General features: G+C 57.6%; 20 protein-coding genes, 1 riboswitch and 1 other annotated feature. All 20 genes read left to right on the forward strand.

The genetic code is table 11. The features are described 5' to 3' along the window. Window positions 1–149 precede the first annotated feature (149 nt). Complete coding sequence (gene argH / locus D7024_RS03285; protein ID WP_121450510.1) at window positions 150–1,526, forward strand: argininosuccinate lyase; 1,377 nt, start codon at window positions 150–152, stop codon at window positions 1,524–1,526. Window positions 1,527–1,602: 76 nt separating this feature from the next. Next, window positions 1,603–1,866, forward strand: a binding site (T-box leader). A gap of 75 nt (window positions 1,867–1,941) precedes the next feature. Beyond that, a riboswitch (guanidine-I (ykkC/yxkD leader) is annotated at window positions 1,942–2,054 on the forward strand. 166 nt (window positions 2,055–2,220) lie between these two features. Beyond that, window positions 2,221–3,129: a branched-chain-amino-acid transaminase gene (ilvE, locus tag D7024_RS03290; RefSeq protein ID WP_121450511.1), complete on the forward strand. Its 909-nt coding sequence runs from the start codon at window positions 2,221–2,223 to the stop codon at window positions 3,127–3,129. Between the two features lie 117 nt (window positions 3,130–3,246). After that, complete coding sequence (gene ilvD, locus D7024_RS03295; protein WP_121450512.1) at window positions 3,247–4,905, forward strand: dihydroxy-acid dehydratase; 1,659 nt, start codon at window positions 3,247–3,249, stop codon at window positions 4,903–4,905. A gap of 19 nt (window positions 4,906–4,924) precedes the next feature. After that, a complete protein-coding gene (ilvB, locus tag D7024_RS03300) occupies window positions 4,925–6,583 on the forward strand; it encodes a biosynthetic-type acetolactate synthase large subunit (RefSeq protein WP_121450513.1) in 1,659 nt (552 codons plus the stop codon). 40 nt (window positions 6,584–6,623) lie between these two features. After that, entirely contained in the window at window positions 6,624–7,142 is a 519-nt protein-coding gene (gene ilvN / locus D7024_RS03305; RefSeq protein ID WP_121450514.1) for an acetolactate synthase small subunit, read from the forward strand. Between the two features lies 1 nt (window position 7,143). Continuing rightward, the gene (gene ilvC, locus D7024_RS03310; protein ID WP_121450515.1) at window positions 7,144–8,139 is read left to right on the forward strand and encodes a ketol-acid reductoisomerase; all 996 of its coding nucleotides are present in this window, start codon (window positions 7,144–7,146) and stop codon (window positions 8,137–8,139) included. 78 nt (window positions 8,140–8,217) lie between these two features. Further along, on the forward strand, window positions 8,218–9,882 hold the full coding sequence (gene ilvB / locus D7024_RS03315) for a biosynthetic-type acetolactate synthase large subunit (protein WP_121450516.1): 1,665 nt from the start codon (window positions 8,218–8,220) through the stop codon (window positions 9,880–9,882). Between the two features lie 22 nt (window positions 9,883–9,904). After that, window positions 9,905–11,449, forward strand: coding sequence for a 2-isopropylmalate synthase (locus D7024_RS03320; protein ID WP_121450517.1), 1,545 nt, complete (start codon window positions 9,905–9,907; stop codon window positions 11,447–11,449). A 4-nt stretch (window positions 11,450–11,453) separates the two neighbouring features. Further along, a complete protein-coding gene (leuC, locus tag D7024_RS03325; RefSeq protein ID WP_121450518.1) occupies window positions 11,454–12,716 on the forward strand; it encodes a 3-isopropylmalate dehydratase large subunit in 1,263 nt (420 codons plus the stop codon). Then, window positions 12,717–13,214, forward strand: a complete 498-nt coding sequence (gene leuD / locus D7024_RS03330; RefSeq protein ID WP_121450519.1) for a 3-isopropylmalate dehydratase small subunit — start codon at window positions 12,717–12,719, stop codon at window positions 13,212–13,214. It begins immediately after the preceding gene. Then, window positions 13,214–14,296, forward strand: a complete 1,083-nt coding sequence (gene leuB / locus D7024_RS03335; RefSeq protein WP_121452441.1) for a 3-isopropylmalate dehydrogenase — start codon at window positions 13,214–13,216, stop codon at window positions 14,294–14,296. The genes leuD and leuB overlap by 1 nt, the downstream gene beginning before the upstream one ends. Window positions 14,297–14,308: 12 nt before the next feature. Next, window positions 14,309–15,877: a citramalate synthase gene (gene cimA / locus D7024_RS03340; RefSeq protein ID WP_121450520.1), complete on the forward strand. Its 1,569-nt coding sequence runs from the start codon at window positions 14,309–14,311 to the stop codon at window positions 15,875–15,877. Window positions 15,878–15,990: 113 nt separating this feature from the next. Beyond that, window positions 15,991–16,809: a diadenylate cyclase CdaA gene (gene cdaA, locus D7024_RS03345; protein WP_121450521.1), complete on the forward strand. Its 819-nt coding sequence runs from the start codon at window positions 15,991–15,993 to the stop codon at window positions 16,807–16,809. A gap of 24 nt (window positions 16,810–16,833) precedes the next feature. After that, the gene (locus D7024_RS03350) at window positions 16,834–17,781 is read left to right on the forward strand and encodes a CdaR family protein (RefSeq protein ID WP_121450522.1); all 948 of its coding nucleotides are present in this window, start codon (window positions 16,834–16,836) and stop codon (window positions 17,779–17,781) included. A 185-nt stretch (window positions 17,782–17,966) separates the two neighbouring features. Continuing rightward, on the forward strand, window positions 17,967–19,304 hold the full coding sequence (gene glmM, locus D7024_RS03355) for a phosphoglucosamine mutase (RefSeq protein WP_121450523.1): 1,338 nt from the start codon (window positions 17,967–17,969) through the stop codon (window positions 19,302–19,304). 366 nt (window positions 19,305–19,670) lie between these two features. Next, window positions 19,671–21,500: a glutamine--fructose-6-phosphate transaminase (isomerizing) gene (glmS, locus tag D7024_RS03360; RefSeq protein WP_121450524.1), complete on the forward strand. Its 1,830-nt coding sequence runs from the start codon at window positions 19,671–19,673 to the stop codon at window positions 21,498–21,500. Window positions 21,501–21,803: 303 nt separating this feature from the next. Next, entirely contained in the window at window positions 21,804–21,881 is a 78-nt protein-coding gene (locus D7024_RS15545; protein WP_121452442.1) for an AbrB/MazE/SpoVT family DNA-binding domain-containing protein, read from the forward strand. A gap of 152 nt (window positions 21,882–22,033) precedes the next feature. Beyond that, entirely contained in the window at window positions 22,034–23,797 is a 1,764-nt protein-coding gene (locus D7024_RS03370) for an MrcB family domain-containing protein (protein ID WP_121450525.1), read from the forward strand. Then, the gene (locus tag D7024_RS03375; RefSeq protein ID WP_121450526.1) at window positions 23,772–24,077 is read left to right on the forward strand and encodes a hypothetical protein; all 306 of its coding nucleotides are present in this window, start codon (window positions 23,772–23,774) and stop codon (window positions 24,075–24,077) included. Before D7024_RS03370 ends, D7024_RS03375 begins: the two co-directional genes overlap by 26 nt. Beyond that, window positions 24,058–24,924 carry a DUF2357 domain-containing protein gene (locus tag D7024_RS03380; RefSeq protein ID WP_121450527.1) on the forward strand — a complete coding sequence of 289 codons (867 nt, stop codon included), beginning with the start codon at window positions 24,058–24,060 and terminating at the stop codon, window positions 24,922–24,924. The genes D7024_RS03375 and D7024_RS03380 overlap by 20 nt, the downstream gene beginning before the upstream one ends. The last annotated feature ends 42 nt before the right edge of the window (window positions 24,925–24,966 follow it).

Consider the following 24,966-nt stretch of genomic DNA (forward strand, 5'->3'; position numbering starts at 1 on the left):
TCCAATTGGGGGAAGAATTGAATTCGGGTGGAATCCCAAAAGACGTTTATGGGGCTTGAATTACCCGCCGCGGGAATGCTAAAATCAACAAGAATCGTTGCAAACAGGCTGGTGCCGCTAACAATCTCTTGCCGTAGGGAGTGTTTTCAGTGACCAAACTGTGGGGAGGACGCTTTCAAAAGGCTACGGATCACCTGGTGGACGACTTTCATTCTTCCATTTCCTTTGACCAGCGGTTGTACCGTTATGATATACGGGGCAGCATGGCCCATGCCCGTATGCTGGCCAAACAGGGGATTATTGCTCCGGAAGAGGCGCAGGCAATCATAAAGGGTCTGGAAGAAATCCTGGCCGACATTGAGGCCGGACGGGTGGAGTTTTCGGTGGCTGCCGAGGACATTCACATGAATATAGAACAACTGCTTACCGAACGCATCGGTCCGGTGGGAAAAAAGCTCCACACCGCCCGCAGCCGCAACGACCAGGTGGCCCTGGACGTGCGCATGTATCTTAAGGACGAAATTGACGCCATTATCGCTCTCCTCAGGCAGTTGCAGGAAACTTTACTGGATCTGGCCGAAAAACACCTGGATACGGTCATGCCCGGCTATACCCACCTGCAGCGGGCCCAGCCAATCACCCTGGCCCACCATTTAATGGCTTATGTGCAAATGTTTGGACGGGATTTGGACAGGCTGCAGGACTGCCGGCGGCGTACGGATGTCCTGCCCCTGGGTGCGGGGGCCCTGGCCGGCACCACCTTTCCCATAGATCCGGCCTGCGTGGCCGAACAGCTGGGTTTTGCCGCCGTGGCGGAAAATAGCCTGGATGCAGTCAGTGACCGGGACTTTGCTGTGGAATTTACGGCTGCCGCAGCTTTGATCATGGTGCACTTGAGCCGCTTTTGTGAGGAGATTATCCTCTGGTCTTCTGCAGAGTTTGCCTTTGTGGAGCTGGATGATGCCTACAGCACCGGCAGCAGCATGATGCCCCAGAAAAAGAACCCCGATGTGGCGGAGTTGACCCGGGGCAAAGCCGGCCGGGTGTTTGGCGATTTGATGACCCTTTTGACCATGCTTAAAGGTTTACCCCTGGCTTACAATAAAGACATGCAGGAAGATAAAGAAGCCCTTTTTGATGCCGTGGACACGGTCAAAAAGTGCCTGAGGGTTTTCACGCCCATGGTGGCCAGTTTAAAGGTGCGCCCGGAAAATATGGCCGGGGCGGCAAGGGGGGGCTTCACCAACGCCACCGACCTGGCGGACTACCTGGTGAAAAAAGGCGTACCCTTCCGGGAAGCCCATGAACAGGTAGGCAAACTGGTTTATTACTGCCTGTCCCGGGGTAAATCCCTGGAGGAACTGTCCCTGGAGGAGTTCAGGCATTTTGCCCCCCAGGTTGAAGAAGATGTCTACCGGGCCATTGATATCAGGCAGTGCGTGGCTGCCCGGCGAGTGCTGGGGGGGCCGGCACCGGAGTCTGTCCGGGAGGCTATTTCCCGGGCAAGGGAGAGGTTGGGCCGGTAAAAACTAAACAAATTCTTAACTAAAAATTGCTTGACACCCGTACCCTGAAACTGTATACTGGATAACAAGTTCACGGATAAAGACTATGAAGGGGAGCGAGTAACCTGTCTTCCAGGCTGCAGAGAGCCGGGGTAGCTGCGAACCGGCGCCGGAGCAGGTGAAAGGATCGCCCCGGAGTCGCCAGCTGAAAGGCGTCTCTTGTAGTAACGCCGATTAAGCCGGGCCGGGTTGGTCACCCGTTACCAAAGCCGTGTCCTGGTGGGGACACATAAGGGGTCCTTGCCGTGAGGCAAGGGCAAGCAGGGTGGTACCGCGCGAGGATTTACCTCTCGTCCCTGGCAGTTTTCTTTGGGCTGCCGGGGCGGGAGGTTTTTAATTTTTATCCCACAAAACAAGTACATAGGGTTTGTACGGAGGGAAGTGTACCTAGGGTTCCGCCCCGCTTGGGCGGGGGACTGGACCAAGCGGTACAGGCCGCCGGTGAAAAATCGCGGCGGTTACACCGTGGGGATAAAAGACCCGAGCGGATAGGTTCCACTCTGTGGGAAATATCGTATCGGGTCTTATTTTTTACCGGTTTGAAGCGGGGGTGAACATCGGTGTTACTTGTAGTTATCCCCCGGATGGGGGAGGGGAGATGTTTTAATGGAACAGGAGAGAAGGGATTTGCAAGAAAGAAGAGAGGTGTGTTTTGATGGGACTGATTATTTATCTTGACGGCAAGTTTGTACCGGAAGAGCAGGCAGTGGTATCCGTTTTTGATCACGGCCTTCTATATGGGGACGGCGTTTTTGAAGGCATCCGGGCCTACCATAACCGGGTTTTCAAGCTTAGGGAGCATATTATACGCCTGTACGAGTCGGCGCGCACCATAGGCCTTGATATTCCCATCACCATGCCTGAAATGGAAGAAGTGGTACTGGAAACCTGCCGGCGCAACGGCCTGCGGGACGGCTACATTCGCCTGGTGGTCACCCGGGGCCGGGGGGATCTGGGCCTTGATCCCCGCAAGTGCCCCAATCCGACCATCTTCTGCATAGCCGCTTCCATCCAGCTCTACCCCGAAGAATTATATGAAAAGGGGTTGGAACTGGTTACCGTGGCCACCCGGCGGAACCTGCCCGAGGCCTGCAACCCGCGGGTCAAATCTTTAAACTACCTTAACAACATCTATGCCAAGATGGAGGCCAACCTGGTGGGTGCCCCCGAGGCGGTAATGCTCAACCAGGAAGGCTATGTGGCCGAGGCCACCGGGGACAACATTTTCATTGTAAAAAACGGCGTGCTCATTACCCCGCCGCCCTATGCGGGCATTCTGGAGGGGATTACCCGCAACACCGTGATGGAGATAGCCCGTCAAAAGGGCATCCCGGTGGAGGAGAAACTCTTTACCAGACATGATATTTACACCGCTGACGAGTGCTTCCTTACCGGCACGGCGGCGGAAGTTATCCCGGCGGTTAAGCTGGACGGGCGGGTCATTGGCGACGGCCGTCCCGGGAAAATGACCTGGGAGTTGATCCACGCCTACCGCGAACTGACCAGGGTTGACGGGCCGGTAATCTTCCGGGAAGATGAGCGTAGCATGAACTGTGCCGGCTAGAATTGGTAGCGAACACTCGCCGGACACTGGAGGATTGCAGTCCGGATATCTAATGCACATACTTTTTTCCGACTTCCGACTTCCGACGACTGACGACTGAATAAGGAGGGCTTGACCGTGCGCAGCGACGCCATAAAAAAGGGTCTGGAAAAGGCCCCGCACCGTTCCCTTTTAAAGGCCCTGGGTTTCGTGGACCAGGAACTGGAGCGGCCCATGATCGGGGTGGTGAATTCCTTCAATGAAATCGTGCCGGGGCACATGCATTTAAACGAGATTACCGCCGCGGTCAAGGCCGGTGTGCGGATGGCCGGCGGCACGCCGGTGGAGTTTCCCTGCATTGCGGTTTGTGACGGCATTGCCATGAACCACAGCGGCATGAAGTATTCCCTGGCCAGCCGCGAGCTGATTGCCGATTCCATAGAGGTTATGGTCCAGGCCCACCAGTTTGACGGCCTGGTCCTGGTAACCGCCTGCGACAAGATCGTGCCGGGCATGCTCATGGCCGCCGCCAGGCTGGACATTCCAGCCATAGTGATCAGCGGAGGCCCCATGCTGGCCGGCCGCTACCAGGGCCGGGATTTGTCCTTGAGCAACATGTTCGAGGCCGTGGGAGCCGTGCGGGCGGGCCGGATGACGGAAGAGGAACTGGCCGCCCTGGAGGAGGAGGCCTGCCCGGGCTGCGGTTCCTGCGCCGGCATGTTCACCGCCAACTCCATGAACTGCCTTACCGAGGCCATCGGCATGGCCCTGCCCGGCAACGGCACCATCCCTGCCGTTTCGGCGGCCCGGCGCCGGCTGGCCAAGTTGACGGGTATGCGCGCCGTGGAACTGGTGAAAGAGGATGTGCGGCCGTCAAGCATCCTGACCGCCAGGGCCTTTGAGAACGCCCTGGCTGTGGATATGGCCCTGGGCTGCTCCACCAACACGGTACTGCACCTGCCGGCCATTGCCCGGGAGGCCGGGGTGGAAATCAGCCTGGACAAGATTAATGAAATCAGTGCCCGCACACCAAATTTGTGCAAGCTCAGCCCCATGGGGCCCTACTTCATGCAGGACCTCCATGAGGCGGGTGGTATTCCGGCGGTTATGGCCCAGCTGGCCAAGAAGGATCTGCTCCACCTGGATTTGCCCACGGTTTCCGGGCAAACTGTTGGCGAACTGATCCGGGACCGCCGGGTGAGCCGGCCGGAGGTGATCCGGGACATTGAGAATCCCCACAGCCCCACCGGCGGCATAGCCATCCTGCGGGGCAATCTGGCCCCTGGCGGGGCGGTGGTGAAAAAGGCCGGCGTGGCCCCGGAGATGATGGTGCACCGCGGGCCGGCCCGCGTCTTCGATTCCGAGGAAGAGGCCCTTAAAGCCATCCTGGGCGGCACGATAAACAAGGGGGATGTGATTGTCATTCGTTATGAAGGTCCCCGGGGCGGTCCCGGCATGCGGGAAATGCTGGCCCCCACGGCGGCGGTGGCGGGCATGGGGCTCGACAGGGATGTGGCCCTTTTGACCGATGGGCGTTTTTCTGGCGCCACCCGGGGTGCCTCCATCGGCCATATTTCCCCCGAGGCGGCTGCAGGCGGCCCCCTGGCCGTGGTCAGGGACGGGGATATGATTGTCATTGATATTCCCAATTATCGTCTCGACGTGGAACTTAGCCCTGAAGAAATCCAGGACCGGCTGGCCCGGTGGACTCCCCCTGCCCCCCGGGTGACCGGAGGTTACCTGGCCCGCTATGCCCGGCAGGTGAGTTCGGCCAGCACGGGAGCAGTTCTCGAATAGATGGTGGAGGTGAGGGGGCATGAAAAAATCCGGGGCACAAATCCTGGTCGACAGTTTGCTGGAGCAGGGAGTGGATACCATCTTCGGTTATCCCGGAGGCGCGGTATTGCCCATCTATGATGCCCTCTACGATGCAGATATCCGGCACATTTTAACCAGGCACGAGCAGGGTGCTGCCCACGCGGCGGACGGCTATGCCCGGGCTTCCGGCCGGCCGGGGGTATGTCTGGCCACCTCCGGCCCCGGCGCCACCAACCTGGTCACGGGCATTGCCAATGCCTACATGGATTCCATACCCCTGGTGGCCTTTACCGGGCAGGTGGTTACCTCCCAGCTGGGGAAGGACTCCTTCCAGGAAGCGGATATTACCGGGATCACCCTGCCCATTACCAAGCACAATTATCTGGTGAAGGACGTGCGGGACCTGGCCCGGGTCATCAAGGAGGCCTTTTACATCGCCACCACCGGCAGGCCCGGCCCGGTACTGGTGGATATTCCCAAGGACGTCTCCAGCGCCCAAACCGAGTACGAGGACCCCGGCCCGGTGAACCTGCCCGGGTACCGTCCGGTGCTGGAGCCGCCGGCGGAACAGCTCAACCGGGCGGCGGAGGCCATTGCCCGGGCCGAGCGGCCGGTCATTTACGCCGGGGGCGGCGTGGTTTATTCCGGCGCCCACCGGGAGCTGCGCCGCTTTGCCGAGCTGATCCTGGCCCCGGTGGCCACCACCCTTATGGGTCTGGGGGGCTTCCCCGGGGATCATCCACTGGCTCTGGGCATGCTGGGCATGCACGGCAGCAAGTACGCCAACTTTGCTGTCTGCGAGTGCGACCTGCTGATTGCCGTGGGCGTGCGGTTTGACGACCGGGTTACCGGCAAGCTGGAGAGTTTTGCTCCCCAGGCCAGGATCATGCACATTGACATTGACCCGGCGGAAATAGGGAAGAATGTACGGGTAGACATTCCCCTGGTGGGGGATGTCAAGCGGGTGTTGTCCGCCCTCATTGAGCGTCTTGAAGCCAAGTTGCCGGGTGCCTGGCAGGAGAAGATCCAGACCTGGAAAAAGGAATATCCCATTACCTACGAGGAAAACGGCCACCTCAAGCCCCAGCATGTCATCCGGGAGATTTACCGGGTGACCAAAGGCCAGGCCAGGATTACTACCGAGGTGGGCCAGCACCAGATGTGGGCGGCCCATTATTACACTTATACCCGCCCCCGGACCTTTATCTCTTCCGGCGGGCTGGGTACCATGGGCTTTGGCCTGCCGGCGGCCATCGGCGTGCAGGTGGCCTGCCCCGATGAGATTGTCTTTGATATCGCCGGCGACGGCAGCATTCAGATGAACATCCAGGAGCTGGCCACGGCGGTAAACTACGACCTGCCGGTAAAGGTGGCCATCCTGGATAACGGATACCTGGGCATGGTGCGCCAGTGGCAGGAACTCTTTTACAACCGCCGTTATTCTTACAGCGAACTGGTCAACCCCGATTTTGTCAAGCTGGCCGAGGCATACGGCGCGGTGGGCATGCGGGTGGAAAAACCTGCGGACGTCAGGCCTGCCCTGGAGCAGGCCCTGGCCACATCCAGGCCGGTGCTCATCGATTTCATCATTGAGCGGGAAGAAAATGTGCTGCCCTTTGTTCCTCCGGGCGAGTCCCTGGACCGCATGTTAGGTTAAGCCGTGCTGGCTGTTACCGTCTGCATGGGGAGGTGGGATTATGCGACACACCCTGGCGGTGCTGGTGGAAAACAACCCCGGGGTCCTGGCCCGGGTGGCCGGCCTGTTCAGCCGGCGGGGATACAACATTGACAGCCTGGCGGTGGGGCGCACCGACAACCCGGCCATTTCCCGCATGACTATTGTGGTGGAGGGAGACGACCGGGTACTGGAACAGGTGACCAAGCAGCTCCACAAGCTCATCGACGTGATCAAGATCAGCGACATCACCGCCGACGAATACGTGGACCGGGAACTGGTGCTCATCAAGGTGAATGCCGGGCCGGAAAAACGGGGGGAAATCATGCAGATTGCCGATATCTTCCGTGCCCGCATTGTGGATCTTGGCCGCCGGACTATGATTCTGGAGTGCACCGGCAACGAGGGTAAGGTTAAGGCTTTTGAGGAGTCGCTGCGGCCTTACGGCATCAAGGAACTGGTGAGAACCGGTAAAATTGCCATGCTGCGGGGTTCCCGCTATACCAGTATCAATACCAATGGTTCACGGGAGGATGAGTGAGATGGCTAAAGTTTACTACGACAGCGATGCCGATCTGAGCTTACTGCAGGGAAAGGTCATTGCGGTTCTGGGCTACGGCAGCCAGGGACACGCCCAGGCCCAGAATTTAAAAGACAGCGGGTTAAATGTGATCGTTGGCCTGCCGGAAACCAGCCGCAGCCGGGAAAAGGCTGAGGCCGATGGATTTGAGGTTTATACACCGGCCGGGGCGGCTGAGCGTGCGGACATCATCCAGGTGCTGGTACCCGATGAGGTCCAGCCCGGGCTGTATAAAGAGCACATTGCCCCCCACCTGAGGAGCGGCAAGGCCCTGATGTTCTCCCATGGCTTCAACATCCATTATGGACAGATTACTCCCCCGGCAGATGTGGATGTCTTTATGGTGGCACCAAAGGGGCCGGGACACATCGTCCGCCGCATGTTTGTAGAAGGGAAAGGGGTGCCCTGCCTGGTGGCCGTCCATCAGGATGCCAGCGGCCGGGCAAAAGAGCTGGCCCTGGCCTACGCCAGGGGCATCGGCGGCACCCGGGCCGGCGTTTTCGAGACCACCTTTAAGGAAGAAACGGAAACCGACCTCTTTGGCGAGCAGGCGGTGCTGTGCGGCGGGGTTTCCGAGTTAATCAAGGCCGGCTTCGACACCCTGGTGGAGGCCGGGTACGCCCCGGAAATGGCCTACTTTGAGTGCCTGCACGAACTCAAGCTCATCGTCGACCTGATCTACGAGGGCGGCCTGAGCTGGATGCGTTACTCCATCAGCAACACCGCCGAATATGGGGATTACATGGTCGGTAAGCGCATCATCACCGAAGAAACCCGCAGGGAAATGAAGCGGGTATTGCAGGAGATCCAGAACGGCCAGTTTGCCAAACAGTGGATCCTGGAAAACCAGGCCAACCGGCCCATGTTCAACGCCATGCGCCGCCGGGAGGCCGAACACCCCATCGAAAAGGTGGGGGCTGAGCTGCGCAAGATGATGCCCTGGCTGCAGAAGCGCTAAATACCGGGTTCAGGGTGGGGCCCGCCGGCGGCCCCCCGGTAACTCCCGGAAAAACGGCTGGAAAAGGGGGGAGTTGCCTTGAAGATTACCGCTGCCCAGGCCCTCGTCCGCTGCCTGGAGCTGGAAAAGGTGGATATTGTTTTCGGATATCCGGGAGGCGCCATGCTCCCCGTATACGACGCCCTCTATCATTCCTCCATCAAGCATGTGCTGGTCCGCCACGAGCAGGGGGCTGTGCATGCCGCCGATGGTTACGCCCGGGTCACCGGCCGGGTGGGAGTATGCATGGCTACCTCCGGACCGGGAGCCACCAACCTGGTGACCGGGATAGCCAACGCCTACATGGACTCGGTTCCCCTGGTGGTTTTTACCGGCCAGGTACCCACCAGCCAGGTGGGCACCGATGCCTTTCAGGAAGTGGATATCACGGGGATTACCATTCCCATTACCAAGCATAATTACCTGGTAAAAGACCCGGCCGCCCTGCCCCAGATCATCAAGAACGCCTTTCATATCGCTTCCACCGGCCGGCCGGGGCCGGTACTCATTGACCTGCCCAGGGATGTGGCCGGGGCGACCATTGACTTTCACTATCCTGAAACGGTGAAGCTGCGGGGGTATAAGCCCACCTACCGGGGGCATCCGACCAAAATCAGCCAGGCTGCGGAATTGATCAACCAATCACAGCGCCCGGTGATTTACGCCGGCGGCGGTATACTCAATTCCGGGGCCAGCGAAGAGCTTCTGGAGCTGGCCGAGTTAATTTCCGCCCCGGTTACCAATACCTTCATGGGGCTTTCCAGCTTTCCCGGGGATCACCCGCTGTTTTTGGGGATGCTCGGCCTGCACGGGACCCGTTACGCCAACCTGGCCGTAACGGAGTGCGATTTGCTCATTGCCCTGGGGGCCAGATTTGACGACCGGGTAACGGGCAAGCTGGCCAGATTTGCTCCCCACGCGGCGGTGATCCACGTGGACATCGACCCGGCCGAAATTGGCAAGAACGTGCCGGTGCATGTACCCATCGTGGGGGACGTGAAGCTGGTGCTGCAGGCCCTCCTGCCCCTGCTCAAGAAAACCGACCGTTCCCCCTGGCTGGCCCGCGTCCAGGAACTGCGGGAACTTTACCCTTTGCGCTACAACCGGGAAGGCGGCTTGAAACCCCAGTACATCATTGAAGAATTGTACCGCCACACCAGAGGCTGCGCCACCATCGCCACCGATGTGGGCCAGCACCAGATGTGGGTGGCCCAGTACTACCGGTTTAAGCACCCGCGCGGCCTGATATCTTCGGGCGGTTTGGGTACCATGGGATTTGGCCTGCCCGCCGCCATTGGCGCCCAGCTGGGACTGCCCGACCAGCAGGTTATCCTGGTTACCGGCGACGGCAGTTTCCAGATGACCATGCAGGAGCTGGCTACGGTGCGGGAGCAGGAGCTGCCCATAAAAATATTCATGATCAATAACCAGACCCTGGGCATGGTGCGCCAGCTCCAGGAATATTACTGCGAGGGCCGCTACATGGCCGTGGATTTCAAGTTCCATCCCGATTTCGTCACCCTGGCCAGGGCCTATGGCATCAAGGGCTATACCGTAGAGACTGAAGAAGAGGCGCAAAGGGTCATCCCCGAGGCGCTCGGCACGACCGGCCCGGTGCTGGTCAATTGCCTGGTAAGTCCACAGGAGAAAGTTTTGCCCATGGTTCCCAGCGGACGTGGAATTGACGAAACCTTTGAAGGTTGATTCCACTCAAAGGAGGACTTTTATGACCCGGCGTATTTACATCTTTGATACTACCTTAAGGGACGGGGAACAATCCCCGGGGGTAAGCCTCAACGTGATGGAGAAATTGCAGATCGCCAGGCAGCTGGCCAGGCTGGGAGTAGACGTGATTGAAGCCGGTTTTCCCATCACTTCCCCCGGGGATTACGAGGCGGTTAAGACCATTGCCCGGGAAGTGCGGGGCGTGACCGTGGCGGCCCTGGCCCGGGCCAATTTCCAGGATATCGACCAGGCCTGGGAGGCCGTTAAGGGGGCGGAGCAGCCCCGGATTCACACCTTTATTGCCACCTCGCCCATTCACATGCGCCACAAGCTGCGCATGACCGAAGAACAGGTAATAGAAGCTGCCGTGGCGGCGGTCAAGCGTGCCAGGAGTTATGTTTCCGACGTGGAGTTTTCCGCCGAGGACGCCTCCCGGTCGGAGCTGGATTTCCTGTGCCGGGTGCTGGAGGCGGCTATTGCGGCCGGGGCCACGGTGGTGAACATCCCGGACACGGTGGGTTACGCCACGCCCGAGGAATTCGCCCGCTTCATCCGGGACATCCGCCAGCGGGTGCCGGGCATTGAGAAGGTGGTGCTGAGCGTGCACTGCCACGACGACCTGGGGCTGGCGGTGGCCAATTCCCTGGCGGCGGTGGCGGCCGGGGCCAACCAGGTGGAAGGGGCCATCAACGGCATCGGCGAGCGGGCCGGAAACGCCGCCCTGGAAGAGGTGGTCATGGCCCTTTATACCCGGCGGGACCAGTTCGGCTGTGAGACCAGCATCCGCACGGAAGAAATTTACCGCACCAGCCGCCTGGTGTCCAGCCTCACCGGCATGCCCGTGCAGCCCAACAAGGCGGTGGTGGGTAAAAACGCCTTTGCCCACGAATCGGGCATTCACCAGGACGGGGTGCTCAAGGAGCGTACCACCTACGAGATCATGAACCCGGTGATGGTGGGGATCAGCCAGAGCAACCTGGTTCTGGGGAAGCACTCGGGGCGGCACGCCTTCCGGCAGAGACTTTTAGAGCTGGGGTACGAGCTCGGCGAGGAGGAGCTCAACAAGGCCTTTCAGCAGTTCAAGGTCCTGGCCGATAAGAAAAAGGAAATTACCGACGCGGACCTGGAGGCCATTGTGGAGGAAGAACTGCGCCCGGTGCCGGTAACCTATACCCTGGAGTACCTGCACATTTCCACGGGTACGACCATAGTGCCCACGGCCACCGTCGGGTTGAAGAAGGGCGACGAGGTCTTTGAGGAGGCGGCCTGCGGCAACGGCCCCGTGGATGCCATCTGCCGGGCGGTCGACAAGGTCACCGGTGTTCCCTGCGTACTCAAAAGCTGGGGGGTTAATGCCGTTACCTCCGGTAAGGACGCCATTGGCGAGGTTACCTTGAAAATCTCCGAAAACGGCGGCAAGACCTACCTGGGCCGGGGCATCAGCACGGACATCCTGGAGGCCAGCGCCAAAGCTTACGTCAACGCGGTCAACAGGCTCCTCTGGGAGTCGGGTAGGCTAACAGACAAGAGCAACGAGGTGAGTTAAGAACATGCCCATGACCATCACGGAAAAAATCCTGGCCGCCCATGCCGGCCTCGACCGGGTGGAACCCGGGCAGCTGATCAATGTCCGGGTGGACCTGGTTTTGGGTAACGACATTACCGCTCCCGTGGCCATTAAGGAGTTCCGGCGCATCGGTGTAGAAAAGGTCTTTGACCGGGAGCGGGTGGTCCTGGTACCCGACCACTTCGTACCGAACAAGGATATCAAGTCGGCCGAGCAGGCCAAAATTCTCAGGGACTTTGCCCGCCAGCAGCAGCTGACCCACTACTTTGAGGTCGGGCGCATGGGGATCGAGCACTGCCTTTTGCCCGAGCAGGGGCTGGTGGGACCGGGGGACGTGGTGATCGGGGCCGATTCCCATACCTGTACCTATGGCGCCCTGGGGGCCTTTGCCACCGGGGTGGGCAGCACCGACCTGGCTGCGGCCATGGCCCTGGGGGAAATCTGGCTCAAAGTTCCCGAGTCAATTAAGTTCGTCTATTATGGGGAGCTCCAGCCCTGGGTGGGGGGCAAGGATTTAATCCTCTACACCATCGGCCAGATCGGCGTGGACGGTGCCCTCTACCAGGCCATGGAATTCACCGGGCCGGCCATCGAGACCCTGTCCATGGACGGGCGCCTGACCATGGCCAATATGGCCGTGGAGGCCGGGGCCAAAAACGGCATTGTGCCGCCCGATGAAATTACCCTCGACTACGTAAAGGGACGGGCCAGAAGGCCCTACCGGGTGTATCAGAGCGATCCCGATGCCCGGTACGCCCGGGTTTACGAGTTTGATGTGAGCAAGCTGGAACCCCAGGTGGCCTTCCCCCACCTGCCCTCCAATGTCCGCCCGGTAAGCCAGGCGGGGCACGTGGAGATCCAGCAGGTGGTTATCGGTTCCTGCACCAACGGCCGGCTGGAGGACCTGCGCCTGGCCGCCCGGGTGTTGCAGGGCAAAAAGGTACATCCCGATGTGCGTCTGATCGTTATCCCGGGGACCCAGGAAGTTTACCGCACCGCCTTAAAGGAAGGTTTAATTGAAATATTTATTGACGCCGGTGCGGCGGTGAGCACTCCCACCTGCGGCCCCTGCCTGGGCGGCCACATGGGCATCCTGGCCGCCGGGGAACGGTGCCTGGCCACCACCAACCGGAATTTTGTAGGCCGGATGGGCCACCCGGAAAGCGAAGTATACCTGAGCAATCCCGCGGTAGCCGCCGCCTCGGCCATTTTGGGGCGGATTGCCGCTCCCCAGGAGGTGCTGTAGATGAACCAGCTGCGCGGAAAAGCGTGGAAATTTGGTGATGATATAGACACCGACGCCATTATTCCGGCCCGTTACTTAAATACCTCCGATCCCCGGGAGCTGGCTGCCCATTGCATGGAGGATGCGGACCCCTCCTTTGCCGGCAGGGTGCAGCCGGGGGATATAATTGTGGCCGGGAAAAACTTCGGTTGCGGCAGCTCCCGGGAGCATGCCCCCATAGCCATCAAGGCGGCCGGGGTTTCCTGCGTGATTGCCGCTTCCTTTGCCCGCATTTTTTACCGCAACGCCTTCAACATCGGCCTGCCCATCTTCGAGTCTCCGGAAGCGGCGGCTAAAATCCAGGAGGGTGACGAAGTGGCGGTGGACGTGGAATCGGGGACCATCACCAACCTGACCCGCAACGAGCAGTACCGGGCCACACCGGTGCCGCCGTTCATGCAGGAGATCATCGCCGCCGGAGGCCTGATTAACTATGTAGCCCGGAGGTTGAATGGATGATGTACAGGATTGCGGTTTTACCGGGGGACGGTATTGGCCCGGAGGTAACGGCCCAGGCCACCCGGGTCCTGGCCGCCGCCGGACGTCGTTTTGGATATGAATTTTGTTTCCAGGAAGGCTTAATCGGGGGAATAGCCTATGACGCCACGGGCCAGCCCCTGCCCCAGGCCACCCTGGATCTGTGCCGGTCCAGTGACGCGGTCCTTCTGGGGGCGGTCGGGGGGCCCAAATGGGATAACCTCCCGGTGCACCTGCGCCCGGAAGCCGGCGCCCTGCTGCCCCTGCGGAAGGCCCTGAATGTTTACGCCAACCTGCGCCCGGCCATGGTTTTCCCGGCCCTGGCTCAAGCCTCCACCTTGAAGCCGGAAGTGGTGGAGGGGCTGGACATCGTGGTGGTGCGTGAGCTCACCGGCGGCCTGTATTTTGGGGAGAAAAGGCGGGAGGAAATTCCCGGCGGACAGCGGGTGGTGGAAACCCTGGTCTACACCACCCAGGAAATCCAGCGGGTGGCCAGGCGGGCCTTTGAACTGGCCCGGAAGAGAAAGAAAAAGCTCACCTCGGTGGATAAGGCCAATGTGCTGGAAAGCTCCCGCCTGTGGCGGGAGGTGGTTACGGACATGGCCAGGGAGTACCCCGACGTGGAAGTCAACCACATGCTGGTGGATAACTGTGCCATGCAGCTGGTGCGCAACCCGAAACAATTCGATGTATTGCTCACGGAGAACCTTTTCGGCGATATCCTGAGCGACGAGGCCGCCCAGCTCACCGGCTCCCTGGGTATGCTGCCCTCGGCCAGCCTGGGAGACGGGGTGGGCTTATATGAGCCGGTTCACGGCTCCGCCCCGGACATTGCCGGGCGTCAGCTGGCCAATCCCATTGCCGCCGTCCTTTCCGGTGCCTTAATGCTGCGCCATTCCTTTGGGCTGGAGGAGGCGGCCGCGGCCATTGAACGGGCGGTGGCCACGGTGCTTGAGCAGGGATACCGCACAGCCGATATCATGGAACCGGGCAAACACCAGGTAACCACCACGGAGATGGGCCGGCTGATTGCCGAACTGGTGGAAAGGGGCGAGCTTGTCTAAGGGGGAGAAACCATGGCAGTAGTGGAGATTTACGATACCACCCTGCGGGACGGCTCCCAGGGGGAAGGCATTTCCTTTTCCGCGGAAGACAAGGTCAAGATTGCTCTCAAGCTTGATAAAATGGGTTTTCACTACGTGGAAGGCGGCTGGCCCGGCTCCAACCCCAAGGACATGGCTTTTTTCCAGCGCATTAAAAACCACCGGCTGTCCCATGCCCGTATTGCCGCCTTTGGATCCACCCGCAAGCCCGGGATTCCGGTGCAGGAAGACGGCAACATCCAGTGCATTCTGGCCGCCGGGGTTTCCGTGGCCACAATTTTCGGCAAGAGCTGGGACTTGCACGTGACCAGGGCTCTGGGGACCACCCTGGAAGAAAACCTGGCCATGATTGAAGAATCGGTGAGCTACCTGAAAAACCGGGGGCTGGTGGTTATCTATGATGCGGAGCACTTTTTTGACGGCTTCAAGGCCAACGCCGCATATGCCCTGGCCACCCTGAAGGCGGCCGTGCAGGGGGGGGCTGACCGGGTGGTTTTATGCGATACCAACGGGGGGAGTCTGCCGGAGGAAATTGCCGCTATAGTGAGTAGGGTAAAGGAAGAGGTCCCGGCCGTCCTGGGCATCCACTGCCATAATGACGGGGAACTGGCCGTGGCCAACACCCTGGCTGCGGTTCAGGCCGGGGCAACCCACGTGCAGGGGACCATCAACGGCTACGGGGAGCGCTGCGGCAACGCCAACCTCTGTTCCGTTATACCCAACCTTACATTAAAGTACGGCCACGAAACCATCCCCCGGTCTGCCCTGGCCCAGCTCACCGAGCTGTCCCGTTACGTCAGCGAACTGGCCAACCTGCATCCCAACCCCCACCAGCCCTTTGTGGGAGCCAGCGCCTTTGCCCACAAGGGCGGGGTCCATGTCAACGCCATTTTGAAAGACCCCCGGACCTACGAGCACATTGACCCGGCACTGGTGGGCAACCGGCGGCGGGTGCTGGTGTCCGAGTTGAGCGGACTGTCCAACCTGTTCTACAAGTTAAAGGAGCTCAACTTCAATCTCGATGCCAGCAAGGAAGAAACGCGCCGCTTCCTGGAAGAAATTAAGGAACTGGAGCATCAGGGGTACATGTTTGAAGGCGCCGAAGGGTCCTTTGAACTGCTCCTGCGCCGGGCGTACGACAATTACCGGGAGCCCTTCAAGCTGGAAAGCCTGCGGGTGATCATAGAGCTGAAGGAAAACAGCCCCGTGTATTCCGAAGCCATCATCAAGCTGACCGTGGGTGACCAGGTGGTGCACACGGCGGCGGAAGGAAACGGTCCGGTGAACGCCCTGGACAACGCCCTGCGCAAGGCCCTGGAAATTTTCTACCCCGACATCCGGCGCATGCAGCTCACCGACTACAAGGTGCGGGTGCTGGATGAAAAGGACGGCACGGGGGCAGTGGTGCGGGTGCTGATTGAAACCGGGGACGGTGAGCGGTCCTGGGGCACCGTGGGGGTATCTACAAACATCATTGAAGCAAGCTGGCAGGCCCTGGTAGACAGCATCGCCTACGGGTTGCTCAAAAACAATGGAAGATAAATTCGGGCGCTCCTTTAGATGAGGGCGCTCCTTTATTTGCAACCACAAAAGGGTTATAATGTCTTCATGAATTCAATACTAACCGTGATCGGGCGTACGAAGGGGGAAAGAAGTTGCTGGAGCAACTTAAGGCCCTGAACCTGGATCTTTTCAACCTTACCAGCATCATAGACATACTCATTGTAGCCTTTGTTCTCTACCGGTTAATTCTGTTGATTAAGGGTACCCGGGCGGTACAGCTGCTAAAAGGCCTGGCCGTACTGCTGGTGGCCACGGCTTTAAGCAGCTGGTTACATCTGTATACCTTTCACTGGCTGCTGCGCCAGGCGATGACTGCTCTGGTGGTCGCCCTGCCCATAGTTTTTCAGCCCGAGCTGCGGCGGGCGCTGGAAAAGCTGGGGGGAGGCCGCTTTTTTACCAGCTCGCTCATTCATCAGGGTGAGGACGATCGTTCCCGGACCATCAGCCAGGTGGTACGGGCGGCCAGTCTTCTATCCCGCCGGCGTATTGGCGCGTTGATTGTTTTAGAACGGACCACCGGCCTGGAGGAGTACATCGATACGGGCATTAAAATCGACGGCCTGGTGACGGCAGAATTGCTGCTCAATATTTTTGAGCCCAATACTCCTTTGCACGACGGAGCCGTGATCATCAGGGGCGACCGGGTGGCATCGGCGGCCTGCCTGTTACCCCTGACGGAAAGCCCCGACGTAGCCAGGGGATTGGGCACCCGCCACCGGGCGGGTATTGGCGTAACGGAAGTTTCGGACGCCCTGGCGGTGATTGTTTCCGAGGAGACGGGGGCCATCTCCCTGGCCGTGGAGGGTGTGCTGGCCAGAAACCTGGACGAGCCTGCCCTGGCCGACCGGCTGGCCGGGGCGTTCGAGCCGCAAAAGGGGCATTCCCTGGCCTTTTTGTGGCTTCGTAAATAGTAGCAGTGCCGGAGGTGTTCCTGTTTGCCCCGTTTAAACTGGCGCAATCTTTCCCTGCAAATTCTGTCGCTGTTAATGGCCCTGATCCTGTGGGTTTACGTGACCAACGAACAAAACCCTCTGGACGAACGCCCGTTTAATGTTTCCCTGCAAGGGCGGGGGATTCCCGACGGTTACCTGGTGACCGGGTTGCCGTCAACGGTGAATGTGCGGGCCCAGGGCAGCCGGGGTCAGCTGACCACCCTTACCCCGGGTGATTTCCAGGCGGTGGTGGACTTATCCGGCATCACCCCGGGAGAAAACGAGCTGACGGTAAATGTGAGTGCTCCACCCGGCATCCGGGTGATCCAGGTGTCCCCCTCCCGGGTGCGGGTGCAGGTGGACAGGATAGTGGAAAAGGAAGTCCCGGTGGAGGTAACCTTCAGGGGGGAACCTGCCGCCGGTTACAGTGTCCTGGCCGCTACAGTTGACCCGCCGTTGGTACACCTGAAAGGACCGGAGCGGCTGGTTAATGCCGTTTCCCGGATAACGGCGACCGTTGACATACAGGGTGCCAGGGGAACGCTGGAAAGATCGGCAACACTCACCGGCCTGCCCCAGGGAGTCAGCGTGTTTCCCCCTGTGGTCAGGGTGACCATTCCCGTTCTGGCCATGCCGGTAAAAGAAGTGCCGGTGGAACCCCAGGTAAGAGGGACTCCCGCGGCGGGTTACCGGGTGGAGGAGGTAAGGGTGGAACCCGATGTGATCCAGGTATCGGCACCGGCGCCGGTACTGGAAGGTGTCCAAAGGGTAAACACTGTTCCGGTGGATATCAGCGGGGTCAGTGAGGATGTGGTACGAAGGGTTGGCCTGGTTGCTCCCGGGAACGGGGTGGTCATGCGTCCCGAGCAGGTCCAGGTTACGGTACGCCTTTCCCCCTTGCCGGAAAACCCTCCTGAAAGAACGCCGCCCGGAGGACAAAACCAAACATGAAAAACGGGTGGTGCCCCATAGAGATTTTTTATCAGGGGCGTGATACTGGCCGGAAATCATCCTTCATCATATTATGTTTAGTGAACTTAGACTTTTTGGCAAAAAATTGACCTCTTCGATGGCTGTAGATATAATAATCAGTGTTTGGACGTGATCTCTGTCGAGCGTGAAAGGAGACTTTGACCATGGGAGCAATATTTGGTACCGACGGCGTCCGGGGGGTAGCCAACCGGGAGCTTACCCCGGAACTGGCCTTAAAGCTGGGACGGGCGGGGGCTTACGTTCTTTCCCGGGGCCTGCCGGGGGCGAGCCTGGTGGTCGGCTGGGATACCCGCATTTCCTCCGACATGCTGGAGGCCGCCCTCACGGCCGGGATATGTTCGGCCGGGGTCAATGTCCTCAAGGTAGGGGTCATGCCCACCGCGTCCATTGCCTACCTCACCAGGGCACTGGGTGCCGCCGGGGGAGTGGTCATATCTGCTTCCCACAATCCCATGGATGACAACGGGATCAAGTTTTTCGGAGCCAGCGGCTACAAGCTGTCCGACGGGATGGAAGAGGAAATCGAGCAGCTGGTTTCCTGTCCCGACCGCATTCCCGCTCCCGTGGGGGCGGGGGTGGGCCGTGCCTACCCGGTAGTCGATGCGGTGGACCGTTACGTGGCCTTTTTAAAGGATACCGTATCATGTGACTTTTCCGGTTTAAAGGTGGTGGTGGACTGCGCCAACGGGGCCGCCTCCCGGGTTGCCCCCCGGGTGCTGGCGGAACTGGGTGCGGAAGTTATTCCTATATTCAACACCCCCGACGGAGTCAATATCAATGCCGGCTGCGGTTCCACCCACCTGGCCGCCCTGCGGGAGGCGGTGCTGGAGCACGGCGCCCACCTGGGGCTGGCCCATGACGGTGATGCCGACCGGGTAATCGCCGTGGACGGCCGGGGCAACCCGGTGGACGGCGACCAGATTATGGTTATCCTGGCCCGGGCCCTCCAGAAAAAGGGCCGGCTGGCCAAAAATACGGTGGTGGCCACGGTGATGAGCAACCTGGGGCTGGACCTGGCCCTGGGGCAGAGCGGCATCCGGGTGCTGAAAACCCGGGTTGGGGACCGTTACGTCCTGGAGGAGCTGCTGCGTTCGGGAGCCACCTTTGGCGGGGAGCAGAGCGGGCACATCATCATGCTGGATTACAATACCACCGGGGACGGCATTTTAACCGCCCTGCAGCTCCTGCAGGTGGTGCGGGAAACTGGCGTACCATTGCAGGAACTGGCCGCCCAGATGGAGAAGCTGCCGCAGCTGCTGGAAAACGTCCGGGTGACCGATAAGGAAAAAGTGATGAACAGCCCCGTACTGGCCCGGGCCATCCGGGAACAGGAAGAACGCCTGGCCGGTCAGGGGCGCGTCCTGGTGCGCCCTTCGGGCACCGAACCCCTGGTGAGAGTGATGGTTGAGGGCCGGGATATGGACCTCCTGCGGTCCATTGCCGGCGAGCTGGTGGACGTAATCCGCAAGGTATCCTCTTAAACGAGGGCTTTTTGAAAGGGGGTGGGAAGCGTAAGTCTTTTTTCGGGACAACTGAAAATTAAAGCGCCAGAACCCGGAATTGCCGGTTAGCCAGTTGATTTAACGGGTGTTCCGGGTTGACGAGGAGGGAGTTTATCGAAGTTTTCGGCGGGTGCTCCCCGGTTGGCCACGACCGTGAACGACACTACAAAACCGGCCGGCAACGGCCGGGACAAAGGGTGTCCGGTGGCATATGGGTAGGAGGCCGTTTTACGAAATTACTTCCGTTCCTTTTTTTACAAAAGCCCCTTTCTCTGCCGGAGGCCTTTCTGTGCCCCGGCATTTCTAATTATTAGACTAAAAACCTTTTTGCTGGAGGTTTTCCATATGTGTGGCATCGTTGGCTATACCGGCCCCCGGCGGGCCGTACCCATACTCCTTGGCGGGCTGGCCAAACTGGAATACCGCGGTTATGATTCAGCCGGCATTGCCGTCCTGGAAGACGGGGTCATTAAGGTGCATAAACAGGCGGGCAAGCTGGCCGGCCTGGCGGAAAGGTTGCGGGATTATAACGGCCAGGCGCGTACCGGTATCGGGCACACCCGCTGGGCCACCCACGGCCGCCCTTCGGACACCAATGCCCACCCCCACATCGACTGTTCCGGGCGTTTTGCCGTGGTGCACAACGGGATTATTGAGAACTACCTGGAATTGAGGGAATGGCTCGGCTCCCAGGGCCACCAGTTTACTTCCGAAACGGACACGGAGGTGCTGCCGCACCTGATAGAACACTTTTACCGGGGTGATCTGGTGGAGGCAGTACGCCGGGTGGTGGAGCACATCCGGGGTTCCTACGCCATGGTGGTGCTGGCCGTTAACGAGCCGGATAAACTGGTGGCCGTGCGCCAGGACAGCCCCCTGGTGGTGGGGTTGGGCCAGGGCGAAAACTTCCTGGCTTCCGATATCCCCGCCCTGCTGGCTCATACCCGGCGCACATACATCCTGGACGACGGCGAGATGGCCGTACTGACACCGGAAGAAGTGAGGATTTTTAACCGGTGCGGGGAACCGGTGGAGAAACGGGTCTTTGAGGTAAAATGGGAGGCGGCCCAGGCCGAAAAGAACGGTTTTGCCCACTTTATGCTGAAGGAGATCCACGAGCAGCCCCGAGCCCTGCGGGATACCTTGAAGGGCCGCCTGGCCGGTGACGATTCGGCGGTGGTGCTCAAGGAACTGGAGCTTGATGACGGGAAGCTGAGAAGCCTGCGTAAAATATTTATCACCGCCTGCGGCACCGCCTACCACGCCGGCCTGGTGGGCAAGTATGTGATCGAACAGCTGGCCCGAGTACCGGTGGAGGTGGATATCGCTTCGGAATTCCGCTACCGCCGGCCTTTAATCGATGAAGATACGCTGGTGATAGTAATCAGCCAGTCGGGGGAGACCGCCGATACCCTGGCCGCCTTGAGGGAAGCCAGGCGTCTGGGTGCCCCGGTGCTGGCCGTGACCAACGTGGTGGACAGCTCCATTGCCCGGGAAGCCGACCACGTGCTCTATACCTGGGCCGGCCCCGAGATAGCCGTGGCCTCCACCAAAGCCTATACCACCCAGCTGGTGGCCATGTACCTGATTGCCCTGCACCTGGCCACGGTACGGGGCACCATTACCCTTGAGGAGAGGCGGGCGATTATTAAAGAATTAAAACAGCTGGACAGCCGGGCGGAACTGATCCTGAGCAACGGCCACCTGATCAGGGATCTCGCCCGGATTTACGGCAGGGCCGAGGATGTCTTCTTCATCGGCCGGGGCCTGGACCATGCCGTAGCCCTGGAAGGTTCCTTGAAGCTGAAGGAGATCTCCTATATACACGCAGAAGCCTACGCCGCCGGGGAATTAAAGCACGGCACCCTGGCCCTGATTGAAAAGGGCGTGCCGGTGGTCGCCCTGGCCACCCAGAAGAACCTCTTTGAAAAGACCTTAAGCAACATCAAAGAGGTGAAGGCCCGGGACGCCACGGTAATCGCCCTGGCCATGGAGGGGCAGAAGGAACTGGAAAAGGTGGCCGATCACGTGCTCTACATCCCGCCCACCAACCCCGTCCTGGCCCCCGTGCTGGCCGTGATACCCCTGCAACTCCTGGCCTACCAGATGGCCGTGGTCAGGGGCTGCGACGTGGACCAGCCCCGCAACCTGGCCAAGAGCGTGACGGTGGAGTAGGAGGCGGGCATTTGCGGGCAGGCCGTATTGAAGGAATGAAATGGGAAGCGGGTAATAACCGTAGTGAGCCAAGTAAACCTGTAAACTGAATTGTAACCTGCACGGGCGAGGAACAGGTGGAACCTCGCCCTGTTTTTTCACCCCGGCTGGTTGTCACATCAGGATCTGCAGCAGCGGCTACCGTTTTTAGCAGGATTTTGGCTAAGTATTGTCGAACTGGTTATGATACCCATAATCCAGGTTTCCTGGCAGGTGGTTTTTTTGACCAGAATATATACACCCAAAATAGGGCCAAAAGGCTAGATGACGTTGCCGAAAGAAATAAGGGCAGTCCTTGAAATTGAAGAGGGTGACCGGGTTTTGCTTAAAGTTGAACCATAGATGGCTTTTTTGTCCAGTCATCATTACTAGGTTCTGTTATAGTGGGAACATCAGATTATTGTCAATATTATTGACGAATCAACCAACGGATGAACCTTGTACAGTGGCTCTTGGGCATAATTTTTATACTTCTATAACGAAGGGTGAATGGGTTGCGGGCTTTGCTTGAAGAATTCATGAATAATTATGCTTATGCTAGAGATCATGATCCGATTAAAGGTCATCCCTTGAGTAATGTCATGAAAAGAATGGTAGAAAAAGTCCAAGCTATATCCTGTGTCGCAACCTATGATGGAATTATAGTTGAAGGATCTATTGGCAAGGGTAATTGGGCAAAAATACCTTGGTTGGCACTGTTGGATTCTAGAATAACCGATACTACACAAAAAGGTGTCTATGTTGTTTATCTATTTTCCGAGGACATGAGCAGGCTTTACCTGACATTAAATCAAGGTGTTACCGAAATATCCCAAAAGTTAGGGACGATAGAAGCGAGGCGTTCATTGAGAGATAAAGCACAAGAGATCGGGGCACGACCTGATGTACAAGCATTAGATGGTTTTAGAGTCGGAAATGATATCGATCTCGCAACTATGTCACATCTAGGACTCCTGTACGTTGAAGGTACAATCGCCTATAAAGAGTACCATGCAAGAGATTTACCGGACGACAATGTACTGGAAAGGGATCTCTGCTCTTTGCTTTCAGTATATAAGAATTACGCAGATGAAACTGCCGTCATTGATCGAAAGTCCCGTCCCCCGGTTAATTATCGTGATACTGTTCACAGTATCTACGAATATATAAAAGCCAAGGGTTTCGTCTTTGAAGAAGACCTGCTCTTCAACTTCTTCCTCAGCTTAAAGACAAAGCCTTTTGTCATTCTCGCCGGCATTTCTGGTACGGGAAAAACAAAGCTAATTGAGCTGTTTGCCGAGGCAGTGGGTGCAACCAGTGATAATGGTAGGTTTGAGCTTATTCCCGTTAGGCCTGACTGGAACGACAGTTCCGATCTACTAGGGTACAGGAATTTAGAGGGCAAGTTCCAGCCGGGGATCCTTACAAGAGTTATACAGCGGGCACTTTCAGATATTAATAACCCATACTTTGTCTGTCTGGATGAGATGAACTTGGCCCGGGTCGAGTATTACTTCAGTGATTTCCTAAGTCTTCTGGAAACCAGGCGGTGGTATAAAGGAGAATTACGGACTAATAAGATCTTTAGGGAAACCGACTTTGTCTTCCAAGAAGACCGGGAGGAATTTGCTGGCTTGTACATTCCTGAAAACCTGTATATTGTCGGTTCGGTCAATATGGACGAAACGACTCATCCTTTCAGCAAGAAAGTCTTAGACAGGGCTAATACCATTGAGTTTTTTGAGGTTGCTTTAGACAACTACGGTAGCTATCAAGAGACAATTCATTTCGAAGGACAAGCCTTTCTTCCCCAAAAAGTTTCATCTTCAGTTCTAAGAAGCGAATACTGTGTCTTAAGTGACTGTCTACCGGAAAGGAAAGCTATAGTCGATGAGGTAGTAAACATTTTGACAAAGGTCAACGATATTTTACAACCGGCCAACCTGCACGTTGGTTACCGGGTTCGAGATGAGATTAGTTTTTATATGATTTACAATCAAGAATTTGGTTTGATGGATAAAGACAAAGCTTTTGATTGGCAGCTTCTTCAAAAGATTCTGCCGCGGCTTCAGGGGAGCTCACGCAAAATTTACCAAGCTCTGATAGGTCTGTTTGAATTATGCACCAACGTTCCTTTAGAAAGTAGCGAAGGTGCTGCAGAAGAAGCGGAAAACGTCCTAGAAAATGTTGCAGTAGTAAGATGGCCAAGAAGTGCCCGAAAGATTGCCTACATGTTAGGGAGGTACGAGGAGGATGGGTTTACATCTTTCTGGGCATAGGCAATATGAGTTGTTGCTGGTTGAAACTAAAGAGTTTGTTTTCACGATCAAAGGAAGACCCATCCACCCCACAGTTGATGCTTTGAATTTGCACCGGACCAATGCTGGGCAGTGGGTAAAGGCTGAGCTGATCATCTCTTGCAATGATGACTTTGAGGCTTGGGTTTTTGACCCTTATGAAGAAGGGGAGAGCAGATTATACGTTCCGGGGGACCGCTACTTTCCGTGCTTTTATGAAAACCAGACTTATGAGGTAATATTTGCCAACCAAAATCCTTGAGATTCGGAAGAGAATTGATATTGATACCTTTGAGAATCGTTTTGTCAAATGGATCATTACCTCGATCCAGAACAAACTACGCCACTTCCAGAGGGTATACCGAAGGACATTCGCTGACTCTAGTGTTTTTGATGAGCGAATAATTGAAATGACCGATTCTATGTGGAATAGGTTATATAAAATGAAGAGGTTTAGCTTCCTAGTTGATGTAGGAGATTTACACCGGATAGACACTCTTTCACTGGTCTTACAAATGGCCCCCGGGTATCGGGAGGTATATAAGTATTACTTAATGTTGGTTAAAGGGCTGAGTTTGCAGTCCGATATTTTCCATATTTCCATCAAGGACCTGGCCCAGCTTTATGAGTACTGGTGTTTTCTCAAACTACACTCTATCTTACGGGACAGGTACCAATTAGAAAAGCATGATCTAATCAGGGTAAACAATACGGGTTTAACAGTTAGATTAGACAAATCGAGGCGGGCTAGTATTTATTATACTAATCCCCAAAATAATGAGAAGATTGTTTTATCCTACAACAACCTACTCAATACAAAGATGCCCACCACTAGCCAAAGGCCCGACAGCATGCTTACCTTGAAAAAGGAAGATGGGGATGTTGAGTACCAATACGTGTTTGACGCCAAATACCGCCTAAATCCCGCCCTTCCCGGCAGTGAATATTACTCAAAATACCGCAAACCGGGGCCCGAAGAGGACGATATAAATACCATGCACCGTTATCGTGATGCTATACTTTATTCCCGAGGAGAGGAAATAGCCAAAACTGTTTTTGGGGCCTACATTTTTTCCCTTACAAGGATAGTAGTTATTATGCAGGCATAACGGACGGACAACCACATGCCTTTTACTCGAGTATTGAAAAAG

It is taken from the genome of Desulfofundulus salinus (genome assembly GCF_003627965.1).
GTDB classification, from domain to species: Bacteria; Bacillota; Desulfotomaculia; order Desulfotomaculales; family Desulfovirgulaceae; genus Desulfofundulus; species Desulfofundulus salinus.

Bases quoted from the DNA above. Each gene is read 5' to 3' on its own strand.
- ilvE (WP_121450511.1), top strand. From the start codon at position 2,221: ATGGGACTGATTATTTATCTTGACGGCAAGTTTGTACCGGAAGAGCAG.
- ilvB (WP_121450513.1), top strand. From the start codon at position 4,925: ATGAAAAAATCCGGGGCACAAATCCTGGTCGACAGTTTGCTGGAGCAG.
- ilvN (WP_121450514.1), top strand. From the start codon at position 6,624: ATGCGACACACCCTGGCGGTGCTGGTGGAAAACAACCCCGGGGTCCTG.
- ilvC (WP_121450515.1), top strand. From the start codon at position 7,144: ATGGCTAAAGTTTACTACGACAGCGATGCCGATCTGAGCTTACTGCAG.
- D7024_RS03320 (WP_121450517.1), top strand. From the start codon at position 9,905: ATGACCCGGCGTATTTACATCTTTGATACTACCTTAAGGGACGGGGAA.
- leuC (WP_121450518.1), top strand. From the start codon at position 11,454: ATGCCCATGACCATCACGGAAAAAATCCTGGCCGCCCATGCCGGCCTC.
- leuD (WP_121450519.1), top strand. From the start codon at position 12,717: ATGAACCAGCTGCGCGGAAAAGCGTGGAAATTTGGTGATGATATAGAC.
- leuB (WP_121452441.1), top strand. From the start codon at position 13,214: ATGTACAGGATTGCGGTTTTACCGGGGGACGGTATTGGCCCGGAGGTA.
- cimA (WP_121450520.1), top strand. From the start codon at position 14,309: ATGGCAGTAGTGGAGATTTACGATACCACCCTGCGGGACGGCTCCCAG.
- glmM (WP_121450523.1), top strand. From the start codon at position 17,967: ATGGGAGCAATATTTGGTACCGACGGCGTCCGGGGGGTAGCCAACCGG.
- glmS (WP_121450524.1), top strand. From the start codon at position 19,671: ATGTGTGGCATCGTTGGCTATACCGGCCCCCGGCGGGCCGTACCCATA.
- D7024_RS15545 (WP_121452442.1), top strand. From the start codon at position 21,804: ATGACGTTGCCGAAAGAAATAAGGGCAGTCCTTGAAATTGAAGAGGGT.
- D7024_RS03375 (WP_121450526.1), top strand. From the start codon at position 23,772: ATGGGTTTACATCTTTCTGGGCATAGGCAATATGAGTTGTTGCTGGTT.